Raw genomic sequence first — 21,188 nt, forward strand, 5'->3', positions numbered from 1 at the left:
ACCAGTCCTGCGGATATGCAAGTACAACACGGAATCAGGGCCTCCGAGAAGGCCGCTGCTCTCGTGCCTAAGAACCTATGGGGATTGCTGGGGCATGCGCAAACTATTTTTTCGACGAGTTCGTGTCAGTCCTGATCCGTGTCTCCTCCGGCGTACTGGCCTGCACAGATGGCCAGTACGTCGGCTCCGTAGCGATTGAGCTTGCGCATCCCCACGCCCGGGATGCGCGCCAGCTCGTGCTCGTCGTCGGGCGCGGTCTCGGCGATGGCCATCAGGGTCCTGTCGGTGAAGACGCAGAAGGCGGGCTGGCCACTGCGTCGCGCCTGGTCGGCGCGCCACTCGCGCAGTTGCTCGTAGAGACCCTCGTTCATGTCGGAGGGGCAGTCGTCGCAGCGCATCAGCTTCATCTCGCCCGCGTCGGTGAGCGTGCGGCCGCAGACTCGGCAGCGGGCGGGCGTTCGCTGGACTCGTCTCGGGGCGGAACCCCTGGTTCCGGGAATTCCGCGCTCGATGCCGCCCGTACTGCCGGCGGCGGTACGGGCCGTGGTGGCCGTCGAACCAGGGCGCAGCCCGTCGAGGAAGCGGCTGGGGCGGCGGTTGGCGCGGCCTCCGGGGGAACGGGAGAGGGCCCAGGAGAGGTGGAGGCGTTCCCGCGCGCGGGTGACGCCGACGTACAGGAGGCGGCGCTCCTCCTCGATCTGTTCGTCGGTCTTGGCGTAGGTGATCGGCATCATGCCCTCGGCGACACCGACCAGGAAGACGACGTCCCACTCCAGGCCCTTGGCCGAGTGCAGGGAGGCGAGGGTGACGCCCTGCACGGTGGGGGCGTGCTGGGCGTTCGCCCGTTCGTCGAGCTCGGCGACGAGGTCCGTCAGGGTCGCGCCGGGTTTGGCGGTGCCGAAGTCCTGGGCGAGGTTCACCAGGGCGGCCAGGGACTCCCAGCGTTCCCTCACGGCGCCCGAGCCGGCCGGTGGCCGCGGTGTCCAGCCCTCCCCCGACAGCACGGCGCGTACCTGGGAGGGCAGGTCGACGGCGTCGTCCAGCAGGGAGTCGTTGCCGCCGAAGCGGGCCGCGCCACGCAGGGCGACGCTGGCCTTGCGCACCTCCGGGCGGTCGAAGAACCGCTCGGCGCCGCGCAGCTGGTAGGGCACTCCGACGTCGGCGAGGGCCTGCTCGTAGGTCTCGGACTGCGCGTTCGTCCGGAAGAGGACGGCGATCTCGGCGGCCGGGACCCCCGCGTCGATGAGCTCGCGGATGCGCCGGGCCGCGCCCTCCGCCTCGGCGGGTTCGTCCGTGTACTCGGTGTAGACCGGCTCGGGCCCCGGGGCGCGCTGGGAGACGAGCTCCAGGCGGTGGTCGGCGGCGCGGCCCTTCGCCTGGGCGAGCAGGCCGTTGGCGAGGTGGACGACCTGGGGGGTGGAGCGGTAGTCGCGGACCAGCTTGACGACCGTGGCGCCGGGGTGGCGGGTGCGGAAGTCGAGCAGATGGTCCGGTGTCGCTCCCGTGAACGAGTAGATCGTCTGGCTGGCGTCGCCGACGACGCACAGGCTGTCCCGGTCGCCCAGCCACAGTTCCAGCAGGCGCTGCTGGAGGGGGCTGACGTCCTGGTACTCGTCCACGACGAAGTGCTGGTACTGGGCGCGGACCTGCTCGGCGATGTCGTGCCGGTCCTGGAGGACGGCCACGGTCAGCAGCAGCACGTCCTCGAAGTCGATGACGGAGCGCTCGCGCTTGACGTCCTCGTAGGCGGCGTAGAGCTGGGCGATCTCGGCGGGGTCGCGGGGGGTCTCGCGGCCGGCCTTGGCGGCGGCGGGCGCGTAGTCGGCCGGGACGGTCTGGGTGACCTTGGACCACTCGATCTCTGCGGTGACGTCCCGCAGCTCGCCACGGTCGAGGCGGATGCGGCAGGCGGCGGCCGCATCCGCCACGAGCTGGATCTTGCGGTCGACGAGCCGGGGCATGGAGCCGCCGATCGCTTTCGGCCAGAAGTACTGGAGCTGGCGCAGAGCCGCCGAGTGGAACGTGCGCGCCTGGACGCCGGCGGCGCCGAGCTGGCGCAGCCGGCCCCGCATCTCCCCGGCGGCGCGGTTGGTGAAGGTGACGGCGAGCACGCTGGAGGGCTGGAGGAGACCGGCGCGCACTCCGTAGGCGATGCGGTGGGTGATCGCCCGGGTCTTGCCCGTGCCGGCACCCGCCAGGACGCACACCGGACCGTGCAGGGCCGTGGCCACCTCGCGCTGCTCGGGATCGAGCCCGTCGAGCACCGCGTCGGCGGAGTCCGGTACCTGCGGGAACAGGGTGGAATGCGTTGCTGCTGTCACACAGCCATGCTGCCAGGTCGCGCGAAACGGCTGTGCCGGTTGTCCACAGGCAGGCACTGATAGTCGTACGAATGCGGCAGGCGTCACGTGCGGCGGGGGCGGGGCGGGGAATGGTGGACCTTTCACATACGTTCCACCACTGCGAGCACCCGCCCCCGAGCCACCGAAGGAGCACGACAGACATGCTGGGCACTGTCACGATGTACAGCACCACCTGGTGCGGTTACTGCCGTCGGCTGAAGAGCCAGATGGACCGCGAGGGCATCGCTTACACCGAGATCAACATCGAGCAGGACCCGGAGTCCGCCGCGTTCGTGGAGAAGGCGAATGGCGGAAACCAGACGGTGCCCACCGTTCTGTTCCCGGACGGCTCCACCCTCACCAACCCGTCGCTGGCTCAGGTGAAGCAGAAGATCGGCGCGTAGTCGCCGGCGGTTGTGCGGGGAAGGCGGCTCCTGAGGCAGCTCAGGGGCCGCCTTCTCGTGGTCTGTCCCACACCACGACGTAGCGCCACAGCAGCGTGCGGCGCCAGACGCAGCATGGGCATGCCGGCCGGGCCTCTCTTGCGCCGTTCAGCCGTGCGTACAGCATGCTCGCGGGAACGCCGCACGCGCTGACCACCCAGTCGCCGCCTCCTCGAACGGCGCGTGGTGGACCACGGCGACCGCGCTGACGAGGTCGTACGCGCCGTCGGGCAGGGACCCGTCGGCGAGGAAGTCCGCCTCCGAGTACGGGCACGTGCGCGTACCCGCGGGCGAGTCCGATCATCGCCGGCGAGCGGTCCACGCCGGTGACGGATGCCGCGCGTGCTGCGGGCTTGCGGGTGAGCAGGCCGTCGCCGCAGCCCGCGTCCAGGGCCTTGCCGCAACCGTCCGGGGCAGCGCCGTCAGGCGGCGCTTCTCGTCGGGAGGGGCTTGCCGTACCAGAGCTCGATCAGGCGGGCCGCGATCGAGATGCCGTACGGCGGGAGCACCTCGCCGGACTCGAAGGCGGCGCGCAGTTCGTCGCGCGAGAACCAGCGGGCCTCGTGGATCTCGTCGCCGTCGACGTCGATCTCCGTCGAGGTGGCGCGGGCCAGGAAGCCCAGCATGAGGCTGGAGGGGAAGGGCCAGGGCTGGCTGGCGACGTACTCGACCTGGCCGACGGTGATGCCGACCTCCTCGTGGACCTCGCGGCGCACCGACTGTTCGATGGCCTCGCCGGGCTCGACGAAACCGGCGAGCGTCGAGAAGCGGCCCTCGGGCCAGTGCACCTGGCGGCCGAGCAGGATGCGGTCGTCCTCATCGGTCACGGCCATGATCACTGCCGGGTCCGTACGCGGGTAGTGCTCCGCGCCACAGGCCTGGCAGCGGCGGATGTGGCCGGCCGCGGCGATGACGGTGCGCTCGCCGCAGCGCGAGCAGAAACGGTGGGTGCGCTGCCAGTTCTCCAGCCCGACCGCGTGCACCATCAGGCCCACGTCACGGGCCGACAGGAGCAGGCCCGCCTCGCGCAGCCCCGCCGGCCGCGCGGACTGGTCCATGCGCCCGGGCAGCGAGTCCTTCTGGAGGGCGAAGTAGCTCACGCCGTCCTCGTCGATGCCGAGGAAGTAGCGGTGGGCCTCGGTGAGGGGGGCCTCGAAGGAGGGCGTCATGACGAGTTCGGTGCGCCCGTCCGCCGTCTCGTCGATGAGGACCTGGCCGCCGGAGACCACGAAACAGCGCGTGGAGGGGTGGCTCCACGCCGCCGCGAGCCAGGCCTCGTCGAGCCGGTGGTGCGCGGCCCGGTCGATGCCGCTCGGTGCGGTGAGCGAGATGGGTCGGTCGGCGTTCTGGTCGGTCCAGGTGGTCACGGGTGCTTCCAACTCCCCGGTGGGACGGTCGGGTTCGGCGGGCTGATCAGCGGGACGTACGGCGGGAGGCGACCGGGTCCGGCGAGGTGGCGCGATGCGGGGCGGCCCTTCCAGTGTGCCCCGCGCGCGCCGCCGGTCCGGACGGCACAGGACGCTCAGGGCGCATGGCGCCAGTGCTCGGCGAGATCGCCCCACAGGTACGCGGTGGTCTCGACGCCCTTGAGGAGCAGGTCGAGTTCCACCTTCTCGTTCGGGGCGTGCCAGCCGTCGGACGGGACGGAGATGCCGAGGAAGAGCACCGGTACGCCGAGCACGTCCTGGAGGTCCGCCGCCGGTCCGGAGCCGCCCTCGCGCGTGAAGCGGACCGGCTTCCCGAAGGCCCGGCCCATCGCACGGGCGACCGACTTCAGGGCCGGGTGGTCCAGCGGCGTCAGGCACGGGCGTGTGGCCCCGCTGAACGTGATCTCGCAGCGGATCCCGGCGGGCACCTGCTGCTCGGCCCAGGCGCGGACGGCCTTCTCCACGTGGTCGGGGTCCTGGCCCGCCACCAGCCGGAAGGACAGCTTCACCATGGCGGAGGACGGCACGATGGTCTTGCTGCCGGGGCCCTGGTAGCCGCCTCCGATGCCGTTGACCTCCGCGGTCGGGCGGGCCCAGACGCGCTCCAGGGTGCTGTACCCGGCCTCACCCTGGGTGGCGTGCGACTTGGCCGCGCGCAGCCACTGCCGCTCGTCGAAGGGCAGTTCGGCGAAGAGTTCCCGCTCGCGGTCGGTGAGTTCGATCACGCCGTCGTAGAAGCCCGGGATCGCCACGCGGGCGTGTTCGTCGTGCAGGGCGGCGACCAGCCGGGCGGCGGCGGTCGCCGGGTTGGGCACCGCGCCGCCGAAGGAGCCGGAGTGGATGTCCTGGTCGGGGCCGTGCAGGCGTATCTCGCACTCGGCGAGGCCGCGCATGCCGGTGCACACCGTGGGGGTGTCCTCGGACCACATGCCGGTGTCGGAGACGATCACGGCGTCGGCGGCGAGCCGCTCGGCGTGCTGCTCGACGAGGGCCCGGAAGTGCGGCGAGCCGGACTCCTCCTCGCCCTCGATCAACAGCTTCAGGTGCACCGCCGGGGTGGTGCGGCCGGTGGCGGCGAGGTGGGCGCGGATGCCGAGGGTGTGGAAGAACACCTGGCCCTTGTCGTCGGCCGCCCCGCGCGCGTAGAGGCGGTTCTCGCGGACCACCGGCTCGAAGGGCTCGCTGTCCCAGCCGTCCTCGCGGGCGGCGGGCTGTACGTCGTGGTGGCCGTAGACCAGCACCGTGGGCGCCTGCGGGTCGTCACAGGGCCACTCGGCGAAGACGGCGGGCGCGCCCGGGGTCTGCCAGACCTCGGCCGTCGGGAACCCGGTCTCCTTCAGCTTGGCGGCGAGCCAGTCGGCGCTGCGTCGTACGTCGGGCGCGTGGTCCGGCTGGGCCGACACCGACGGGATGCGCAGCCACTCGGCGAGGTCGTCGAGGAAGGCGGCGCGGTGCTGCTCGATGTACGTACGGACGACACTGTCCGGGGTCTGGCTCATGGTCACGAGCCTATCGGCCCGCACTGACGTCCTCGGAGTGCGGTTCCTCACCGGGCCCCTCACCTGACGTGGACTCCTCACCGGGCGGCTCCTCCAGCAGCAGCCGCTCCAGCGCCGCCCGGTCCGGCAGCCGGTCCGGGCGTACGACCTCCCCGCTGCGCACGTACAGGAACGCGGCTGTGACCGACTCCGGGGGCACACCCTGCTGCTCGGCCCAGGCGAGGCGGTAGACGGCGAGCTGGAGCGGGTCCGCGGTGCGGGAGCGGTTCGTCTTCCAGTCGACGATCTCGTACGTCGCGTCCTCTCCGTCGCCCTCCTTGTAGACGGCGTCGATGCGGCCCCGTACGACACGGCCGGCGATCGCTAGCTGGAAGGGGGCCTCCACGCGATAGGGCGTGCGGTGGGCGTACTCGGTGCGCTCGAAGGCGTCCTTGAGGGCCTCCAGGTCCCGTTCGTCGGCGATCTCGGCCTCGCTGCCGGGCAGTTCCTCGGGCTCCAGCATGGGCAGGGTGAGCTCTTCGAAGCGGGCCTCGACCCAGGCGTGGAAGCGGGTGCCGCGGCGGGCGGCGGGCTGGGGCGGGCGGGGCATGGGGCGGGCCAGTTCCTGGGCGAATCCGTCCGGGTCGGCGGCCAGGCGCAGCAGCTGCGACGCCGTGAGCGACGCCGGGAGGCGGACTTCCGTGACGTCGTCACGGGCGCGCAGGAGCTCGCCGGTGAGGGCGTCGAGGTCGCGGTCCCAGGAGGCGACGGTGCGGGCTTCCTCCGGGGTGAGGCGGGGCTGTTCGGGGGCCCTTTGGTGGGGGGTGCGCGCGGCTGGGGGCTCCGGCGGCGGCGCCTGGTGGGGGATCGTGGGGCGGTCCACCGGCCAGTCGTCCCAGTCGGCCGGGTCCTCCGCGAGGGCGTCGTCGCCGAAGGGGCCGGCTGCGGACCGGGCGTCGCCGAAGGGGCCGGCTGCGGAGACCGCGTCGTCGAAGGGGACGTCCGCGAAAGGGTCCGGTTCGTCGTACGGAGGTTCGTCGTCCTCCGGAGGCGGCGGCCACTCCGGGTCGTCGGCCCTGTCCGGGTCATGCACGGCCGTGGAGTGCCCGTCCTCGTGGGACGCGAGGGCCTCCAGGTGCGCCAGGACGGTCGCGGCGGCCGCGCGGCGGCGGGCCAGGGCCGTCTCGTCCAGGGGCAGGGGCCAGACCTGGTCGGCGGTGGCCTGGTGCAGGGCCGGGTTCTCCTCGTCCTCGGCGGGTTCGTCCGCCCAGGCCTCGATCTCGCCGTAACCGGCCGCGCAGTGGTCGTAGAGCGCCTGGAGGAACGCGGACGGTCCGCGGCGCTTCTTCTGGGTGGGTCCCCACCAGTGGCCGGAGCCCAGGAGCAGGGAGCGCGGGCGCGTGAAGGTGACGTAGCCGAGGCGGAGTTCCTCGGTGTGCTGGTGGTCCTTCATGGCCTCGTGGAAGGCTCTCAGGCCCCTGGCGTCCCAGGACTCCACGTCGGGCAGGGTGTCGGCGTCGCCGCGCAGCCCGTGCGGCAGGACCTTGCCCTGGGAGGTCCACTTCTCGCGGCCCTGGCTGCTGGGGAAGGTGCCGGTGACCAGCCCGGGGACGACCACGACGTCCCATTCCAGGCCCTTGGACTTGTGGGCGGTGAGCACCTTGACGGTGTTCTCGCCGCCGGGGAGGGCGTTGTCGAGGCCCTTCTCGTACTGGGCGGCGGTGCGCAGGAAGCCGAGGAAGGCGAGCAGGCTGGCCTCGTTGTCGCCGGCGGCGAACGAGGCGGCGACGTCCAGGAAGTTGGAGAGGGTCTCGCGGCGGCGCGCGGCCAGGGCGTGCGGGGACGCCGACAGCTCGACCTCCAGGCCGGTGACGGCGAGGACGCGGTGCAGGACGTCCATCAGCGGGTCGGCCAGGGAGCGGCGCAGCTCGCGCAGCTCGGTGGCCAGGCGGGCGAAGCGCACGCGCGCGTCGGAGGAGAAGGGCAGCCCGTCGTCGTCCCCGTGGCCGTCCAGCGGCGTCTCCAGGAACGTGTCGAGGGCGTCCGCGAGCGAGATCACCTCGGCCGGGTCGACTCCCTCGACGGCCTCGGCGAGGCGGCGGTCCGGGTCGTCGCCGCCCTCCACGCGCGCGTGCGACACGAGGAGCCGGGCACGCCGCCCCAGCAGGGCGAGGTCGCGCGGGCCGATACGCCAGCGGGGACCGGTCAGCAGGCGCACCAGGGAGGCGTTGGCGCCGGGGTCCTGGAGGACCTCGCAGACGGCGACGAGGTCGGCGATCTCGGGCAGGTGCAGCAGTCCGGACAGGCCGACGACCTCGACCGGGATGTCCCGGGCGACCAGGGCGCCCTGGATCTCGGCGAAATCGGTCGCCGTGCGGCACAGGACGGCGATCTCGCCGGGTGCCGTCCCGGTCCGTACGAGGTGGGCGACGGAGTCGGCGGCCCAGTCGATCTCCTCGGCGTGGGTGCGCAGCAGGGCGCAGCGGACCATGCCGTCGCGTTCGGCGCCGGGGGCCGGGCGCAGGGCCTCCACGCCCGCGTGCAGGGCCCGCAGGGGCTCCGCGAGGCCGTTCGCGAGGTCGAGGAGACGGCCGCCGCTGCGGCGGTTCTCGCTGAGCGCCTGCCGGGTCGCCGGGCGGCCGTCGGCGTGGGCGAAGTGCTCGGGGAAGTCGTCCAGGTTGGCGACTGAGGCGCCGCGCCAGCCGTAGATGGCCTGGCAGGGGTCGCCGACGGCGGTGACGGGGTGACCGGTGCCCTCGCCGAACAGGCCGGCCAGGAGGACGCGTTGGGCGACCGACGTGTCCTGGTACTCGTCGAGCAGGACCACCCGGAACTCGTCGCGCAGCGCGCGGCCCACTTCGGGGATCTTCGCGAGCCGGGCCGACAGGGCGATCTGGTCGCCGAAGTCGAGCAGGTCCCGCTCGCGCTTGGCGGCCCGGTACCGGGTGACCAGTTCGGCCAGTTCGCGGCGGGCGGCGGCCGCTTCGGGCACCTTGCGCAGATCGGCGTTGGTGAGCTTGGCGCCGCGCAGGGTCAGCAGCAGTTCGGCGTCGTAGGCGCGCAGCGCTTCCGGGCGGACGAGGTGCTCGGCGAGCTCGGCGTCGAGGGCGAGGAGGTCGCCGACCAGATCCGGGAAGGACCGGGTCAGGGCCGGGTAGCTGCCCGGGGCCTCCCGCAGCACGCGCGCGGCGAGCTGGAACCGGGTCGCGTCGGCGAGCAGCCGGGACGTGGGCTCCAGACCGATGCGCAGGCCGTGGTCGGTGAGCAGGCGGCCCGCGAAGGCGTGGTACGTGGAGATCACCGGCTCGCCCGGCGGGTTGTCCGGGTCGATGGCGTCCGGGTCGGTGACGCCGGCCTTGACCAGCGCCTTGCGGACGCGCTCGGCGAGTTCGGCGGCGGCCTTGTTGGTGAAGGTGAGGCCGAGCACCTGCTCGGGGGCGACCTGGCCGGTGCCGACCAGCCACACCACGCGTGCCGCCATCACCGTCGTCTTGCCCGAGCCGGCTCCCGCCACGATCACCTGCGGGGCGGGCGGCGCGGTGATGCAGGCCGTCTGCTCAGGGGTGAACGGGATGCCGAGGAGCTCCTTGAGCTGCTCGGGATCAGTGATACGGGCGGGCACGTCAGAGAGGCTAGCGGCGGCCACTGACAGCGGCGGCCGGATCGGCTGCCCGGGCGAAGGAAGCGCAGGTCAGCGCACCTGGTGCGATAGATCACTCGACGACATGGCGGCCCTCCTGCCGCGCGCTGCACGAGGCCCGGAACGCGCAGTGCGCGCAGTGCTGGCCGGCGGTCGGTGTGAAGCGCTCGTCGAGGACCTTGCCGGCCGCGGTGGCCAGCAGGTCACCGACCCACTCCCCCTCCAGCGGCTCCTGGGCCTGCACCTTGGGCAGGGTCTCGCCGCCGTCGCGCTGGGCGGCGCCCTGGCGCAGATGGACCAGTTCCGCGCCGCCCGGCTGGGGGCGCACACCGTCGAACAGGTCGTCGACGGCGCCTTCGCGGACGGCCAGCTGGTAGACGGCGAGCTGCGGGTGGCGCTCCACCTCCTTGCCGGTGGGTGCCTGTTTGCCGGTCTTGAAGTCGACCACGTAGGCACGGCCCTCGCCGTCCGCCTCCACCCGGTCCATCTGGCCGCGGATGCGCACCTGGTAGTCGCCCGCTTCGAGGGTGACGTCGAAGTCGTGCTCGCTGGCCACCGGGGTGCGCCCGGTGCGGTCCATGACGTGCCACTTCAGGAACCGTTCGAGCGCCACGCGCGCGTTGTCCTTCTCCTGGTCCGACTTCCACGGCGCGTCGAAGGCCAGGGCGTTCCACACGGAGTCGAGGCGTTCCATGAGGACGGAGAGATCGGCCGGGGTGTGCCCGGAGGCGACCTCGTCGGCGAGAACGTGCACGACGTTGCCGAAGCCCTGGGCGGCGGTCGCGGGCGCGTCGGCCTTCACCTCGCGGCCCAGGAACCACTGCAGGGCGCAGGTGTTGGCGAGCTGGTCGAGGGCGCTGCCGGAGAGCACGACGGGCTGGTCGCGGTCGCGCAGCGGCACCTTGGACTCGGTCGGCTCGAACATGCCCCACCAGCGGTAGGGGTGCGCGGAGGGCACCAAGGGGCGGCCGTCCTCGTCGGCGAGGGCGGCGAGCCGGGCGAGGCGGTGGGCGGCGGCCTCCCGGAGGGCGTCGGAGACGCGCGGGTCGACGGTCGTGGCACGCAGTTCGGCGACGAGGGCGGCGACGGACAGCGGGCGGCGCGGGCGCCCGGTGACGTCCTTGGGTTCGACGCCGAGTTCGGTCAGGAAGCGGGAGGGCTGGTCGCCGTCGTCCGCCGGGGCCTTGACCGCGGTCACGACGAGGCGTTCACGCGCGCGCGTGGCGGCCACGTAGAACAGGCGGCGCTCCTCGGCGAGCAGCGCGCCGGGGGTGAGGGGTTCGGCGAGTCCGTCGCGGCCGATGCGGTCGGCCTCCAGCAGGGAGCCGCGGCGGCGCAGATCCGGCCACAGGCCCTCCTGGACGCCCGCCACGACCACGAGGCGCCACTCCAGGCCCTTGGAGCGGTGCGCGGTCATCAGGCGGACGGCGTCGGGGCGTACGGCACGGCGCGTGAGGGTGTCGGCGGCGATGTCCTCTGCCTCGATCTCCTCAAGGAAGTTGAGGGCGCCCCGGCCGCCGGTGCGCTCCTCGGCACGGGCCGCGGTCGCGAAGAGTGCGCAGACGGCGTCCAGATCGCGGTCGGCGTTGCGCCCGGCCGCGCCGCCGCGGCGAGCGGCCCGCTCCAGCCGGGTGGGCCACGGCGTGCCCTCCCACAGGTCCCACAGCGCCTCCTCGGCACTGCCGCCGCCCGCCAGCCGCTCCCGCGCCTTGCGCAGCAGCGCGCCGAGGCGCTGGGCGCCACGCGCGTACGCGGGGTCGTGCACGGCGAGGCGCTCCGGCTCGGCGAGTGCCCGCGCGAGCAGCACGTCGGAGGGAGGCGGCAGCGGGTTGCCCGCGGCCCGCTCCTCGTCGCGCAGGGCACGGCCGAGGCGGCGCAGATCGGCGGCGTCCATGCTCGCGAGCGGTGAGGTGAGGAGAGTGAGGGCGGTCTCGGTGTCGAGCCAGGAACTCTCCTCGGATTCCCCGGAAGCCGGCTCTCCTCCGGCGGCCTCGGCCTCCCCCGAAGCCGCCTCCCCATCGGTCCCCGTCGCCTCCCCATCGGTCCCCGTCGCCTCCCCATCGGTCCCCGTCGCCTCCGCGGCGGCCACCGCCCGCAGCGCCGTCAGCAGCGGTGCCACCGCCGGTTCGTGACGCAGGGGCACGTCGTCCCCGTCCACGTCCACGGGTACGCCCGCCGCCGTGAGGGCGCGGCGGACCGTCGGGATGGTGCGGGATCCGGCGCGCACCAGGACGGCCATCTCGCTCCAGGGGACGCCGTCCTCCAGGTGGGCCCTGCGGAGGATGTCGGCGATGTTGTCCAGCTCCGTCCCGGGCGTCGGGTACGTGTACGCCTCGACGCGGCCGCCGTCCCGTACGGGCGCGAGTTCTCGGTGGGCGCGCACCTTCTCGGCGGGCAGGCGGGTCAGCGGCATGCGCTGGGTCAGCAGCCGGGTGGCGGCCAGCAGGGCGGCGCCGGAGCGGCGGGAGGTGCGCAGCACCGCGACGGGGGCCGGGCGGCCGTCCGCGCGCGGGAAGGCGTGCGGGAAGTCGAGGATGCCGTTCACGTCCGCCCCGCGGAACGCGTAGATCGACTGGTCGGGGTCACCGAACGCGACGAGCGTGCGACCGCCGCCGGCCAGGGCGTGCAGGAGTCGTACCTGAGCGGGATCGGTGTCCTGGTACTCGTCGACGTAGACGGCGTCGTAGCGGGCGGCGAGCGCCGCGGCGACCTCGGGCCGGCGGGCGAGGAGCACCGCGCGGTGGACGAGTTCCGCGTAGTCGATCACGCCCTGGAGGTCGAGCACGTCGAGGTACTCGGCGAGGAAGGCGGCGGCGGCGCGCCAGTCGGGGCGTCCCGAGCGGCGGGCGAAGGCGTCCAGGGCGTCCGGACCGAGACCCAGTTCACGCGTGCGGGCGAGGACCGCGCGGACCTCGTCGGCGAAACCACGGGTGGTCAGGCAGGCGCGCAGGTCGTCCGGCCAGCGCACGTGCGAGAGCCCGAGCCGCTCCAGGTCCACCTGGCCGGCGAGCAGTTCCCGGACCGAGACGTCCTGCTCGGGACCGGACAGCAGCCGCAGCGGCTCCACGAACAGGTCGTTCTCCTGGTGGGCGCGGACCAGGGCGTAGCAGAACGAGTGGAAGGTGGTCGCCTGGGGGGCGTGGGCCGCGCCGCTCCGCAGGGCCATGCGGTCGCGCAGTTCTACGGCCGCCCTACGGCTGAAGGTGAGCACGAGGACGCGCTCGGGGTCTGCGCCCCGGGCGATGCGCTCGGCCACGGACTCGACGAGCGTGGTGGTCTTGCCGGTGCCCGGACCTGCGAGAACGAGCAGCGGGCCGGTGGTGTGGTCAACCACGGAGCGCTGCGAGGCGTCCAAACGAGGGGGGTCCAGCCGGTCAGGAGGGGTACGTACCAGTCGGTAAGCGCCACGGCTCCCCCGCCGCACCCGGGGGTGCGACAGGCCGTTGGTGGAGAAAGAGGAGCTCACGTGGTTCGCCGGTCCTGGTGGAAGTGCTGGTTGGCGGGCCACCGCGCGTGGCGGGCGGTGACCGCGGGGGTGACGGGGACGGGTGCAGCCGACGCTACGCCGACGGACGAGGCGGAAGCAGGGCTTCCTCTTCTTCCCGCCAGCCACTCAGGTCGCCCACGGCAACCGCGGCCCCAACGGCACCCGGGCCGCACATTGCTCTCCTGGCGCTCAAGGCACTCCAGACGCTCCTGGCACTCATGTCCCTCACCTCACGAACGTACGTCATGCCGGCGGAGTGTCCCGATTCCCCCGTCCGGATCAGGGGTCACACGGGAGGGCGTCCGATGCCGGAAGCTGTCAGGTGTGACCCTCCGCGCGTTCACCGCCGTCCCAGCGCGCCCGTCTCATGTCGAGGCGCGGCAGGTGGCCCTCGGCGGCCCGGCTCGCCTCCTTCAGGGGCGTGCCCTCCGCGCGGTAGTGGCCGAGCGCCCGCTGCTCGTGCCCCGGCAGGAGGACGCCGTCCGCACGGACGACCCGCCACCACGGAACGGCTCCGCCGTAGAGAGCCATCACACGGCCGACCTGCCGTGGACCGCCCTCCTCCAGCCACTCGGCGACGTCCCCGTATGTCATGACACGGCCCGGCGGGATCAGTTCGGCGACGTCCAGGACCCGCTCGGCGTACGCGGGCAGCGCTTCCCCGGGGTCCTCACGGGTGTCGTCGTACCCCGTGCGGGCGTCCCGCGCGCCGGCGTCCTGCGGAAGGCTCTCCTCGCTCATCCGTCCCATCCTGCCCCACCCCACCGACAACGGGACGGGCGTGCTCCGGAGCGTTTCCCTCACCCGGCGGGAGCGAGTCGGGCAGACTGTGCGCCCCCGCATGTGCACCCTGATGCCCCCGTGTGTCGGTGCGGCATGCCACCATCGTGCGGGCGGTGACCGGTGATACGAGACCAAGAAGAGACGATGAAGCAGCAGGGTGCGCACCCCGAGGACCCGGAGGGCACCTCTGACGCTTCGTCGCGCCCGGGCACTCCGGACGACAGCCCGAAACCGGCCGGTGAGCAGAACGGGGCGGCTGCGGACAAGTCCGGCGACAAGGCTCCGACGGCCGCTGATGACTCCGGCGCCAAGGGCCCGACGGCCGCCGAGCAGTCCGGCACCCAGGGCCCGGCGGCCGCCGAGAAGTCCCGCAGGAAGGCCCCGGCGTCCGCCGAGGACGAGGAGACCGTGCACATCGACGAGGTGGAGGGCGACGAACCGCTGCTCCCCGCGCGCGTGCACCGCCCGTCCGACCTGATGCGGCTCCTGGTGGGCATGCTCGCCGTCGCGCTGCTGATCGGAATCGCCGCGTTCGCGCACGGCACGACCTCGGGCCTCGAACAGGACATCAACAAGGGCACGGGCCAGGCGCCCGATCTGCTCATCAAGATCGCGGGGCTGGCCTCCAGCATCGCGATCCTGCTGGTGCCGGTCGCCTTCGCCATCGAGCGGCTGATCAAGCGGGACGGGCTCAGAATCGCCGACGGCGTGCTCGCGGCAGTCCTCGCCCACGGTGTGACCCTCGCCACCGACCTGTGGGTCGCCCGCGCCGCCCCCGACTCGATCCAGGAGGCGCTCACCCAGCCCTCCCCCGGAGACGTCCACGCACTGACCGACCCGGTGCACGGCTATCTGGCGCCGGTCATCGCGTACATGACCGCCGTGGGCATGTCGCGCAGACCCCGATGGCGCGCGGTGCTGTGGGTCGTGCTGCTCCTCGACGCCTTCTCGATGCTCGTCACCGGGTACACGACACCGTTCTCGATCATCCTGACGGTGCTGATCGGCTGGACCGTGGCCTACGGCACGCTCTACGCGGTGGGCTCGCCCAACGTCCGGCCCACCGGGCAGACCCTGATGGCGGGCCTGCGGACCGTCGGCTTCCGCCCGGTCAGCGCGTCCCGCGAGGACACCTCGGACAACCCGGACACCGGCGACCGGGGCCGCCGCTACTTCGTCACACTTGAGGACGGCCCGCCGCTGGACGTGACGGTGGTCGACCGGGAGCAGCAGGCCCAGGGCTTCTTCTACCGCGCGTGGCGCAACCTGACCCTGCGCGGCTTCGCCACCCGCAGCAGCCTCCAGTCGCTGCGCCAGGCCCTGGAGCAGGAGGCACTGCTGGCGTACGCGGCGATCGCGGCCGGTGCCAACGCGCCCAAGCTGATCGCCACGTCCGAGCTGGGTCCCGACGCGGTGATGCTCGTCTACGAGCACAGCGGCGGCCGCACTCTGGACTCCCTGCCGGACGAGGAGATCACCGACGACCTGCTGAGCGACACCTGGCACCAGGTGAAGGCTCTTCAGTCCCGGCGCATCGCGCACCGCAGGCTGGTCGGCGACGCGATTCTGGTGGATCGTTCCGGCACGGTGATCCTCACCGACCTGCGCGTCGGCGAGATCGCGGCCGGCGACCTGCTGCTGCGCATGGACACGTCCCAGCTGCTGGTGACCCTCGGCCTCCGGGTGGGCGCCGAGCGGGCGGTCGCCTCGGCGGTGGAGGTGCTCGGACCCGACGCGGTGGCGGACTGTCTGCCGATGCTCCAGCCCATCGCGCTCAGCCGCTCCACGCGCGCGACGCTGCGCAGGCTGGCCCGGGAGCGGGCACAGCGCGAGCGCGAGGCGGTCCTGGAGGCGTCCCGGCAGGCCAAGCAGGCACGCCTGGAGGACGCCTCGGACGAGGCCGTGCCGGTCCTGGAGAAACCCGACAAGAAGGCCGTACGGGCGGAACAGCGGGCCGAGAAACGGGCCATCGACGAGGCCCTGGACGAGGCGCGCGAAGAGGACCTGCTCACCCAGATCCGGCACCAGGTGCTGCGCATCAGGCCGCAGGCGCCCGTCGAGCCGGCCCGGCTGGAGCGGGTGCGGCCGCGCACGCTGATCAGTTTCATGGCCGGCGCGATCGGCGCGTACTTCCTGCTGACGCAGCTCACGCACATCGAGTTCGGGCCGCTCATCGCGAACGCCGAGTGGGGCTGGGTCGCCGCGGCCGTGCTGTTCTCCATGGGCAGCTACATCGCGGCGGCGATGGCTCTGCTGGGGTTCGTGCCCGAGCGGGTGCCGTTCGTGCGGACCGTGGCGGCGCAGGTCGCCGGGTCCTTCGTGAAGATCGTCGCCCCGGCGGCGGTGGGCGGTGTGGCCCTCAACACGCGCTTCCTCCAGCGCGCGGGGGTGCGGCCGGGGCTCGCGGTGGCGAGCGTCGGAGCGTCGCAGCTGTTCGGGCTCGGCTGTCACATCCTGATGCTGCTGTCGTTCGGCTATCTGACCGGCACCGAGAAGACGCCGTCGCTGTCGCCGTCCCGGACGGTCATCGCCGGTCTGCTGACGGTGGCGGTGCTCGTGCTCGTGGTGACCTCGGTGCCGTTCCTCCGGAAGTTCGTCGTCACGCGCGTGAGGTCGCTGTTCGCGGGCGTCGTGCCGCGCATGCTGGACGTGCTCCAGCGGCCGCAGAAGCTGGTCACCGGCATCGGCGGCATGCTGCTGCTGACCGCCTGCTTCGTGATGTGCCTGGACGCGTCGATCCGCGCGTTCGGCGACGAGTCGACCTCGATCAGCATCGCCAGCGTCGCCGTCGTCTTCCTCGCGGGCAACGCCCTGGGGTCCGCGGCGCCGACCCCGGGCGGTGTGGGCGCGGTCGAGGCGACCCTGACGGTCGGTCTGATCGCCGTCGGACTGCCGAAGGAGGTCGCGGCACCGGCGGTCCTGCTGTTCCGCCTGCTGACGCTGTGGCTGCCGGTGCTGCCGGGCTGGCTGGCCTTCAACCACCTCACACGCAAGCAGGCCCTCTGACCCGGCCGACCGGCCGGCCCTTCGGAGGACCAGCTGAGCACTCCAGCCCCTCTTACCTCATACGGCACGCGTCCCGCGCGCCCCGCTCCGTGCCGCCGCAGGATGGAACCATGCCGTCCCTCCTCCGGCTGCGCGCCGCCGCCCTGACCGCCACCGCCGTGCTGCTGTCCGCCGTGCTTGCCGGCTGTGGCGACGACGCCGAGGACCAGGACCTGACGCAGCAGGAGCTGAGCTGGAAGGACTGCCCGACCCCGTCCGACGCACAGGGAGGAGGCGCCGCGCCCTCACCGCTGCCGGACGGTGGCGCATGGCAGTGCGCCACGATGAAGGCGCCTCTCGACTGGGACGCCCCCCAGGGCGACACGATCAGCCTCGAGCTGATCCGAGCCCGGACCACCGGTGACGCCGGCGAACGCATCGGCTCGCTCATCTTCAACTTCGGCGGCCCCGGCCTCTCGGGCGTCACCACCCTGCCCGGCTTCGGGGACGCGTTCGAAACCCTGCGCACCCGCTACGACCTGGTCAGCTTCGACCCGCGCGGAGTCGGCCGCAGCAACCCCGTGCTCTGCGAGAACGACCAGCAGCTCGACGCGTACTTCCAGCAGGACGCCACGCCCGACGACGGCGCCGAACGCACCGAACTCCTGGAGAGCACCACGGAATTCAACGACGCCTGCGAGCAGAACTCCAAGAAGATACTGCCGCATGTGCGCACCACCGACGCGGCCCGTGACCTGGACCTGATGCGCCAGGTCCTCGGCGACGGCAAGCTGCACTACTTCGGCTTCTCCTACGGCACCGAACTCGGAGGCGTCTACGCCCACCTGTTCCCCAAGCGGGTCGGGCGCGCCGTGTTCGACGCCGTCGTCGACCCCACGCAGAGCTCCGAGCAGGGCTCGCTCGGGCAGGCCAAGGGCTTCCAGCTCGCGCTCGACAACTTCGCCGAGGACTGCGTGTCGAAGACCGAGGAGTGCCCCATCGGCGACACCGCGCAGGACGTGAAGGACCGTATCGCCACGCTGCTCAGGGACCTCGACCGCAAACCGATCACGGGCGTCTTCCCCCGCGAACTGACCCAGACCGCGGCGACCAACGGAATCGTGCAGGCGCTGTACTCCCAGGACCTCTGGGAGTACCTCACCGAGGGCCTCCAGCAGGCGTACGACGGCGACGGCAGCACTCTGATGCTGCTGTCCGACTCGATGAACGGTCGCAGCGAGAACGGCGAGTACGACAACTCGTCCGCCGCCCACACCGCCATCAGCTGCGCCGATGCCAAACCGCGCTACGACACCGCCTACGTGCAGCGGAAGCTGCCCGAGTTCCGGGCCGCGTCCGCCCTGTTCGGCGACTACTTGGCGTGGGGCATGATCGGCTGCACCGACTGGGCCGTGGCGGGCGCCGCCGACCACCCGGACGTGAGCGCGCCGGGCTCGGCGCCGATCCTGGTCGTCGGCAACACCGGCGACCCGGCCACCCCGTACGAGGGGGCGCGGGCGATGGTGAACGCGCTGGGCAAGGGCGTCGGTGTCGAGCTGACGTACCGGGGGCAGGGGCACGGCGCCTACGACAGCAAGAACAAGTGCGTGCAGGGCGCTGTGAACGGCTATCTGCTGGACGGCAAGGTGCCGCGGACGGGGACCGTCTGCACCTGAGGACAGCAGCGGACCGGTGAACCCGCAGGTCAGGAGGTTATCCACAGGCTGGAACGGCTAGCGCGCGATCTGCCTACCATGGCCTGACCGCCATCCGCGGCACGGTGCGGACGGCCTACGAGGGGGGATGGGCCCTTGACGCGCTTTCCACGGTGGACCGCTCTGGCGGTCGCCTCGGCACTGCTGGCCGCGGGGTGCGGCAGCGGTTCGTCCGACGACAAGGACGGCGGGCTCTCCTGGGGCCGCTGCAAAGCCACCGCCGACGCGCCCGCACCCAGCAGCGACTGGCAGTGCGCCACGCTCAAGGTGCCGCTCGACTGGTCGGATCCGGACGGCGAGACGATCGGACTGGCGCTGATCCGCGCCAAGGCCCGCGGCGACGACCCCGCCGGCTCGCTCCTGTTCAACTTCGGCGGCCCCGGCGCCTCGGGCGTGTCCATGATGCCGTCGTACGCCCCGACGGTCTCCAAGCTCCGCGAGCGGTACGACCTGGTGAGCTGGGACCCGCGCGGGGTGGGCGCCAGCGAGGGGGTGCGCTGCCGCGGCGACAAGGAGATCCAGGCGGCCGAGTCGGTGGACGCCACCCCGGACACACCCGCCGAGGAGAAGGCGTACCTCGCGGACGCCACCGACTTCGGCGAGGGCTGCCGGAAGGACGCCGGGAAGCTGATGGCGCACGTCTCCACCGCCGACTCGGCCCGCGACATGGACCGCATCCGCCAGGTCCTCGGCGACGAGAAGATGCACTACTTCGGCATCTCCTACGGCACCGAACTGGGCGGCACATACGCCCACCTGTTCCCGGAGAACGTGGGACGCATGACGCTGGACGCGGTCGTCGACCCCGGCGCGGACACCGTCGGTCACGCCAAGAACCAGGCCCGGGGATTCCAGCGGGCGCTGAACGACTACCTCGAGTCCACGGGCCAGAACCCGGAGGAGGGTACGCGGCGGATCGCGGACCTGCTGCGGCGGATCGACACCCGGCCGCTGCCGGCGGGCACGCCCGGTCGGAAGCTGACCCAGACGCTCGCGGTCACCGGCATCATCCTGCCGCTGTACAGCAAGGACAGCTGGCCGACGCTGACCAGCGCCCTCGACGCGGCCGAGCGGGGCGACGGCTCGGAGTTGCTGTCCCTCGCCGACCGCTACAACGAACGCGGCCCGTCAGGGCGGTACGGCACGACGACCCATGCACAGCGGGTCATATCGTGCCTGGACGACAGGCAGCGGCCGACCCCGGCCGAGACGAAGAGGCTGCTGCCGGAGTTCGAGGAGATCTCCCCGGTCTTCGGGACGTTCCTCGGCTGGGACACGGCCGGCTGGTGCCACGACTGGCCGGTGCCCGGGCAGCACGACACCCCGGAGGTGAGCGCCCCCGGCGCGGCGCCGGTCCTGGTGGTCGGCAACACCGGCGACCCGGCCACCCCGTACGAGGGCGCCCGGAAGATGGCCGACGAGCTGGGCAAGGGTGTCGGAGTGATGCTCACCTGGCGGGGCGAGGGACATGGCGCGTACGGCAGCGGGAGCGACTGTGTCGACTCCACGGTGGACGCGTATCTGCTGGACGGTTCGGTGCCGAGGGACGGCAAGGTCTGCTCATGACGACGGCGGGGGCTCCGGGCACCCGTGGTGCGCGAAGCCCCCGCCGCTCACGAAGGGAGACCGGAGACGGCTCGGTACGCCGGCGTCTCCGGTCAGTACACCGGCTTGTCCGGCTCGATCTGGTTGACCCAGCCGATCACGCCGCCGCCGACGTGGACCGCGTCCGAGAAGCCCGCGGACTTCAGGACCGCGAGGACTTCCGCACTGCGGACACCCGTCTTGCAGTGCAGGACGATCTTCTTGTCCTGCGGGAGGCTCTCCAGGGCGGTGCCCATGAGGAACTCGTTCTTCGGGATCAGCCGGGCGCCCGGGATGGAGACGATCTCGTACTCGTTCGGCTCGCGGACGTCGATGATGTCGATGCTCTCGCCGTCGTCGATCCACTCCTTGAGCTGCTTGGGAGTGATCGTGGAGTCGGCGGCCGCCGCCTGGGCCTCCTCGGACACGACGCCGCAGAAGGCCTCGTAGTCGATGAGCTCGGTGACGGTCGGGTTCTCGCCGCAGACCGCGCAGTTCGGGTCCTTGCGGACCTTGACCTGGCGGTACTGCATCTCCAGGGCGTCGTAGATCATCAGGCGACCGACCAGCGGCTCGCCGATGCCGGCGAGGAGCTTGATGGCCTCGTTGACCTGGATGGAGCCGATGGACGCGCACAGCACGCCCAGGACGCCGCCCTCGGCGCAGGAGGGGACCATGCCGGGGGGCGGGGGCTCCGGGTACAGGCAGCGGTAGCAGGGGCCGTGCTCGGACCAGAAGACGGAGGCCTGGCCGTCGAAGCGGTAGATCGAGCCCCACACGTACGGCTTGTTCAGCAGCACGCAGGCGTCGTTGACCAGGTAGCGGGTCGCGAAGTTGTCCGTGCCGTCGACGATCAGGTCGTACTGGCTGAAGATGTCCATCACGTTGTCGGCCTCGAGCCGCTCCTCGTGAAGGATCACGTTCACGTACGGGTTGATGCCCTTGACGCTGTCACGGGCGGACTCCGCCTTGGGGCGGCCGATATCGGCCTGGCTGTGGATGATCTGGCGCTGCAGGTTCGACTCGTCGACCTCGTCGAACTCCACGATGCCGAGGGTGCCGACGCCCGCGGCGGCCAGGTACATCAGCGCCGGCGAGCCCAGGCCGCCGGCGCCCACACACAGCACCTTGGCGTTCTTCAGCCGCTTCTGCCCGTCCATCCCGACGTCGGGGATGATCAGGTGGCGGGAGTACCTGCGGACCTCGTCTACGGTGAGCTCGGAAGCCGGCTCGACCAGGGGTGGCAGCGACACGGGGACTCCGTTGGTCGGTCAATCACTACGGTTGTTCTCCCCGTAACACTG

Annotated in this window: 12 protein-coding genes; 4 read left to right on the forward strand and 8 right to left on the reverse strand. The window is 72.3% G+C overall.

What is annotated here, in order from left to right:
- Positions 1-125 precede the first annotated feature (125 nt).
- On the reverse strand, positions 126-2,321 hold the full coding sequence (locus tag SCNRRL3882_RS13650) for an ATP-dependent DNA helicase UvrD2 (protein ID WP_173937248.1): 2,196 nt from the start codon (positions 2,319-2,321) through the stop codon (positions 126-128).
- A gap of 182 nt (positions 2,322-2,503) precedes the next feature.
- Between SCNRRL3882_RS13650 and SCNRRL3882_RS13655 the strand changes: the two genes are divergently transcribed.
- On the forward strand, positions 2,504-2,746 hold the full coding sequence (locus tag SCNRRL3882_RS13655) for a mycoredoxin (RefSeq protein ID WP_003992805.1): 243 nt from the start codon (positions 2,504-2,506) through the stop codon (positions 2,744-2,746).
- Between the two features lie 40 nt (positions 2,747-2,786).
- On the opposite strand, the gene SCNRRL3882_RS13660 is transcribed toward SCNRRL3882_RS13655, so the two are convergent.
- The 6 genes from SCNRRL3882_RS13660 to SCNRRL3882_RS13685 form a co-directional block, all read right to left on the reverse strand.
- Positions 2,787-3,176 (reverse strand): methyltransferase domain-containing protein, encoded by a 390-nt coding sequence (locus tag SCNRRL3882_RS13660; protein WP_086012601.1) that lies wholly within the window; start codon positions 3,174-3,176, stop codon positions 2,787-2,789.
- A 31-nt stretch (positions 3,177-3,207) separates the two neighbouring features.
- On the reverse strand, positions 3,208-4,152 hold the full coding sequence (gene nudC, locus SCNRRL3882_RS13665) for an NAD(+) diphosphatase (protein ID WP_010047669.1): 945 nt from the start codon (positions 4,150-4,152) through the stop codon (positions 3,208-3,210).
- Between the two features lie 155 nt (positions 4,153-4,307).
- Positions 4,308-5,711, reverse strand: coding sequence for a dipeptidase (locus tag SCNRRL3882_RS13670; RefSeq protein ID WP_010047671.1), 1,404 nt, complete (start codon positions 5,709-5,711; stop codon positions 4,308-4,310).
- Positions 5,712-5,721: 10 nt separating this feature from the next.
- A complete protein-coding gene (locus SCNRRL3882_RS13675) occupies positions 5,722-9,312 on the reverse strand; it encodes an ATP-dependent DNA helicase (RefSeq protein WP_162501113.1) in 3,591 nt (1,196 codons plus the stop codon).
- 91 nt (positions 9,313-9,403) lie between these two features.
- On the reverse strand, positions 9,404-12,796 hold the full coding sequence (locus SCNRRL3882_RS13680) for an ATP-dependent helicase (RefSeq protein WP_102514793.1): 3,393 nt from the start codon (positions 12,794-12,796) through the stop codon (positions 9,404-9,406).
- Positions 12,797-13,135: 339 nt separating this feature from the next.
- Complete coding sequence (locus SCNRRL3882_RS13685; RefSeq protein WP_010047678.1) at positions 13,136-13,558, reverse strand: MGMT family protein; 423 nt, start codon at positions 13,556-13,558, stop codon at positions 13,136-13,138.
- Positions 13,559-13,744: 186 nt separating this feature from the next.
- On the opposite strand from SCNRRL3882_RS13685, the gene SCNRRL3882_RS13690 reads away from it, so the two are divergent.
- The 3 genes from SCNRRL3882_RS13690 to SCNRRL3882_RS13700 all read left to right on the forward strand — a co-directional run bounded on the left by SCNRRL3882_RS13690 (position 13,745) and on the right by SCNRRL3882_RS13700 (position 19,866).
- Complete coding sequence (locus SCNRRL3882_RS13690; protein WP_010047681.1) at positions 13,745-16,606, forward strand: lysylphosphatidylglycerol synthase domain-containing protein; 2,862 nt, start codon at positions 13,745-13,747, stop codon at positions 16,604-16,606.
- Positions 16,607-16,716: 110 nt separating this feature from the next.
- Positions 16,717-18,261 (forward strand): alpha/beta hydrolase, encoded by a 1,545-nt coding sequence (locus tag SCNRRL3882_RS13695; RefSeq protein WP_010047683.1) that lies wholly within the window; start codon positions 16,717-16,719, stop codon positions 18,259-18,261.
- Positions 18,262-18,396: 135 nt separating this feature from the next.
- Entirely contained in the window at positions 18,397-19,866 is a 1,470-nt protein-coding gene (locus SCNRRL3882_RS13700) for an alpha/beta hydrolase (RefSeq protein WP_010047684.1), read from the forward strand.
- A 92-nt stretch (positions 19,867-19,958) separates the two neighbouring features.
- Here the strand turns inward: SCNRRL3882_RS13700 and moeZ are convergent, their stop codons facing one another.
- Complete coding sequence (gene moeZ, locus SCNRRL3882_RS13705; protein ID WP_010047685.1) at positions 19,959-21,137, reverse strand: adenylyltransferase/sulfurtransferase MoeZ; 1,179 nt, start codon at positions 21,135-21,137, stop codon at positions 19,959-19,961.
- Positions 21,138-21,188: the final 51 nt, after the last annotated feature.

The sequence above is a fragment of the Streptomyces chartreusis NRRL 3882 genome, from assembly GCF_900236475.1.
Classification (GTDB): domain Bacteria; phylum Actinomycetota; class Actinomycetes; order Streptomycetales; family Streptomycetaceae; genus Streptomyces; species Streptomyces chartreusis_D.

Excerpts from the sequence above, each read along its gene's own strand:
- SCNRRL3882_RS13670 (WP_010047671.1), bottom strand. The coding sequence starts at position 5,711 with ATGAGCCAGACCCCGGACAGTGTCGTCCGTACGTACATCGAGCAGCAC.
- SCNRRL3882_RS13655 (WP_003992805.1), top strand. The coding sequence starts at position 2,504 with ATGCTGGGCACTGTCACGATGTACAGCACCACCTGGTGCGGTTACTGC.
- SCNRRL3882_RS13685 (WP_010047678.1), bottom strand. The coding sequence starts at position 13,558 with ATGAGCGAGGAGAGCCTTCCGCAGGACGCCGGCGCGCGGGACGCCCGC.
- SCNRRL3882_RS13695 (WP_010047683.1), top strand. The coding sequence starts at position 16,717 with ATGCCGTCCCTCCTCCGGCTGCGCGCCGCCGCCCTGACCGCCACCGCC.
- SCNRRL3882_RS13690 (WP_010047681.1), top strand. The coding sequence starts at position 13,745 with ATGAAGCAGCAGGGTGCGCACCCCGAGGACCCGGAGGGCACCTCTGAC.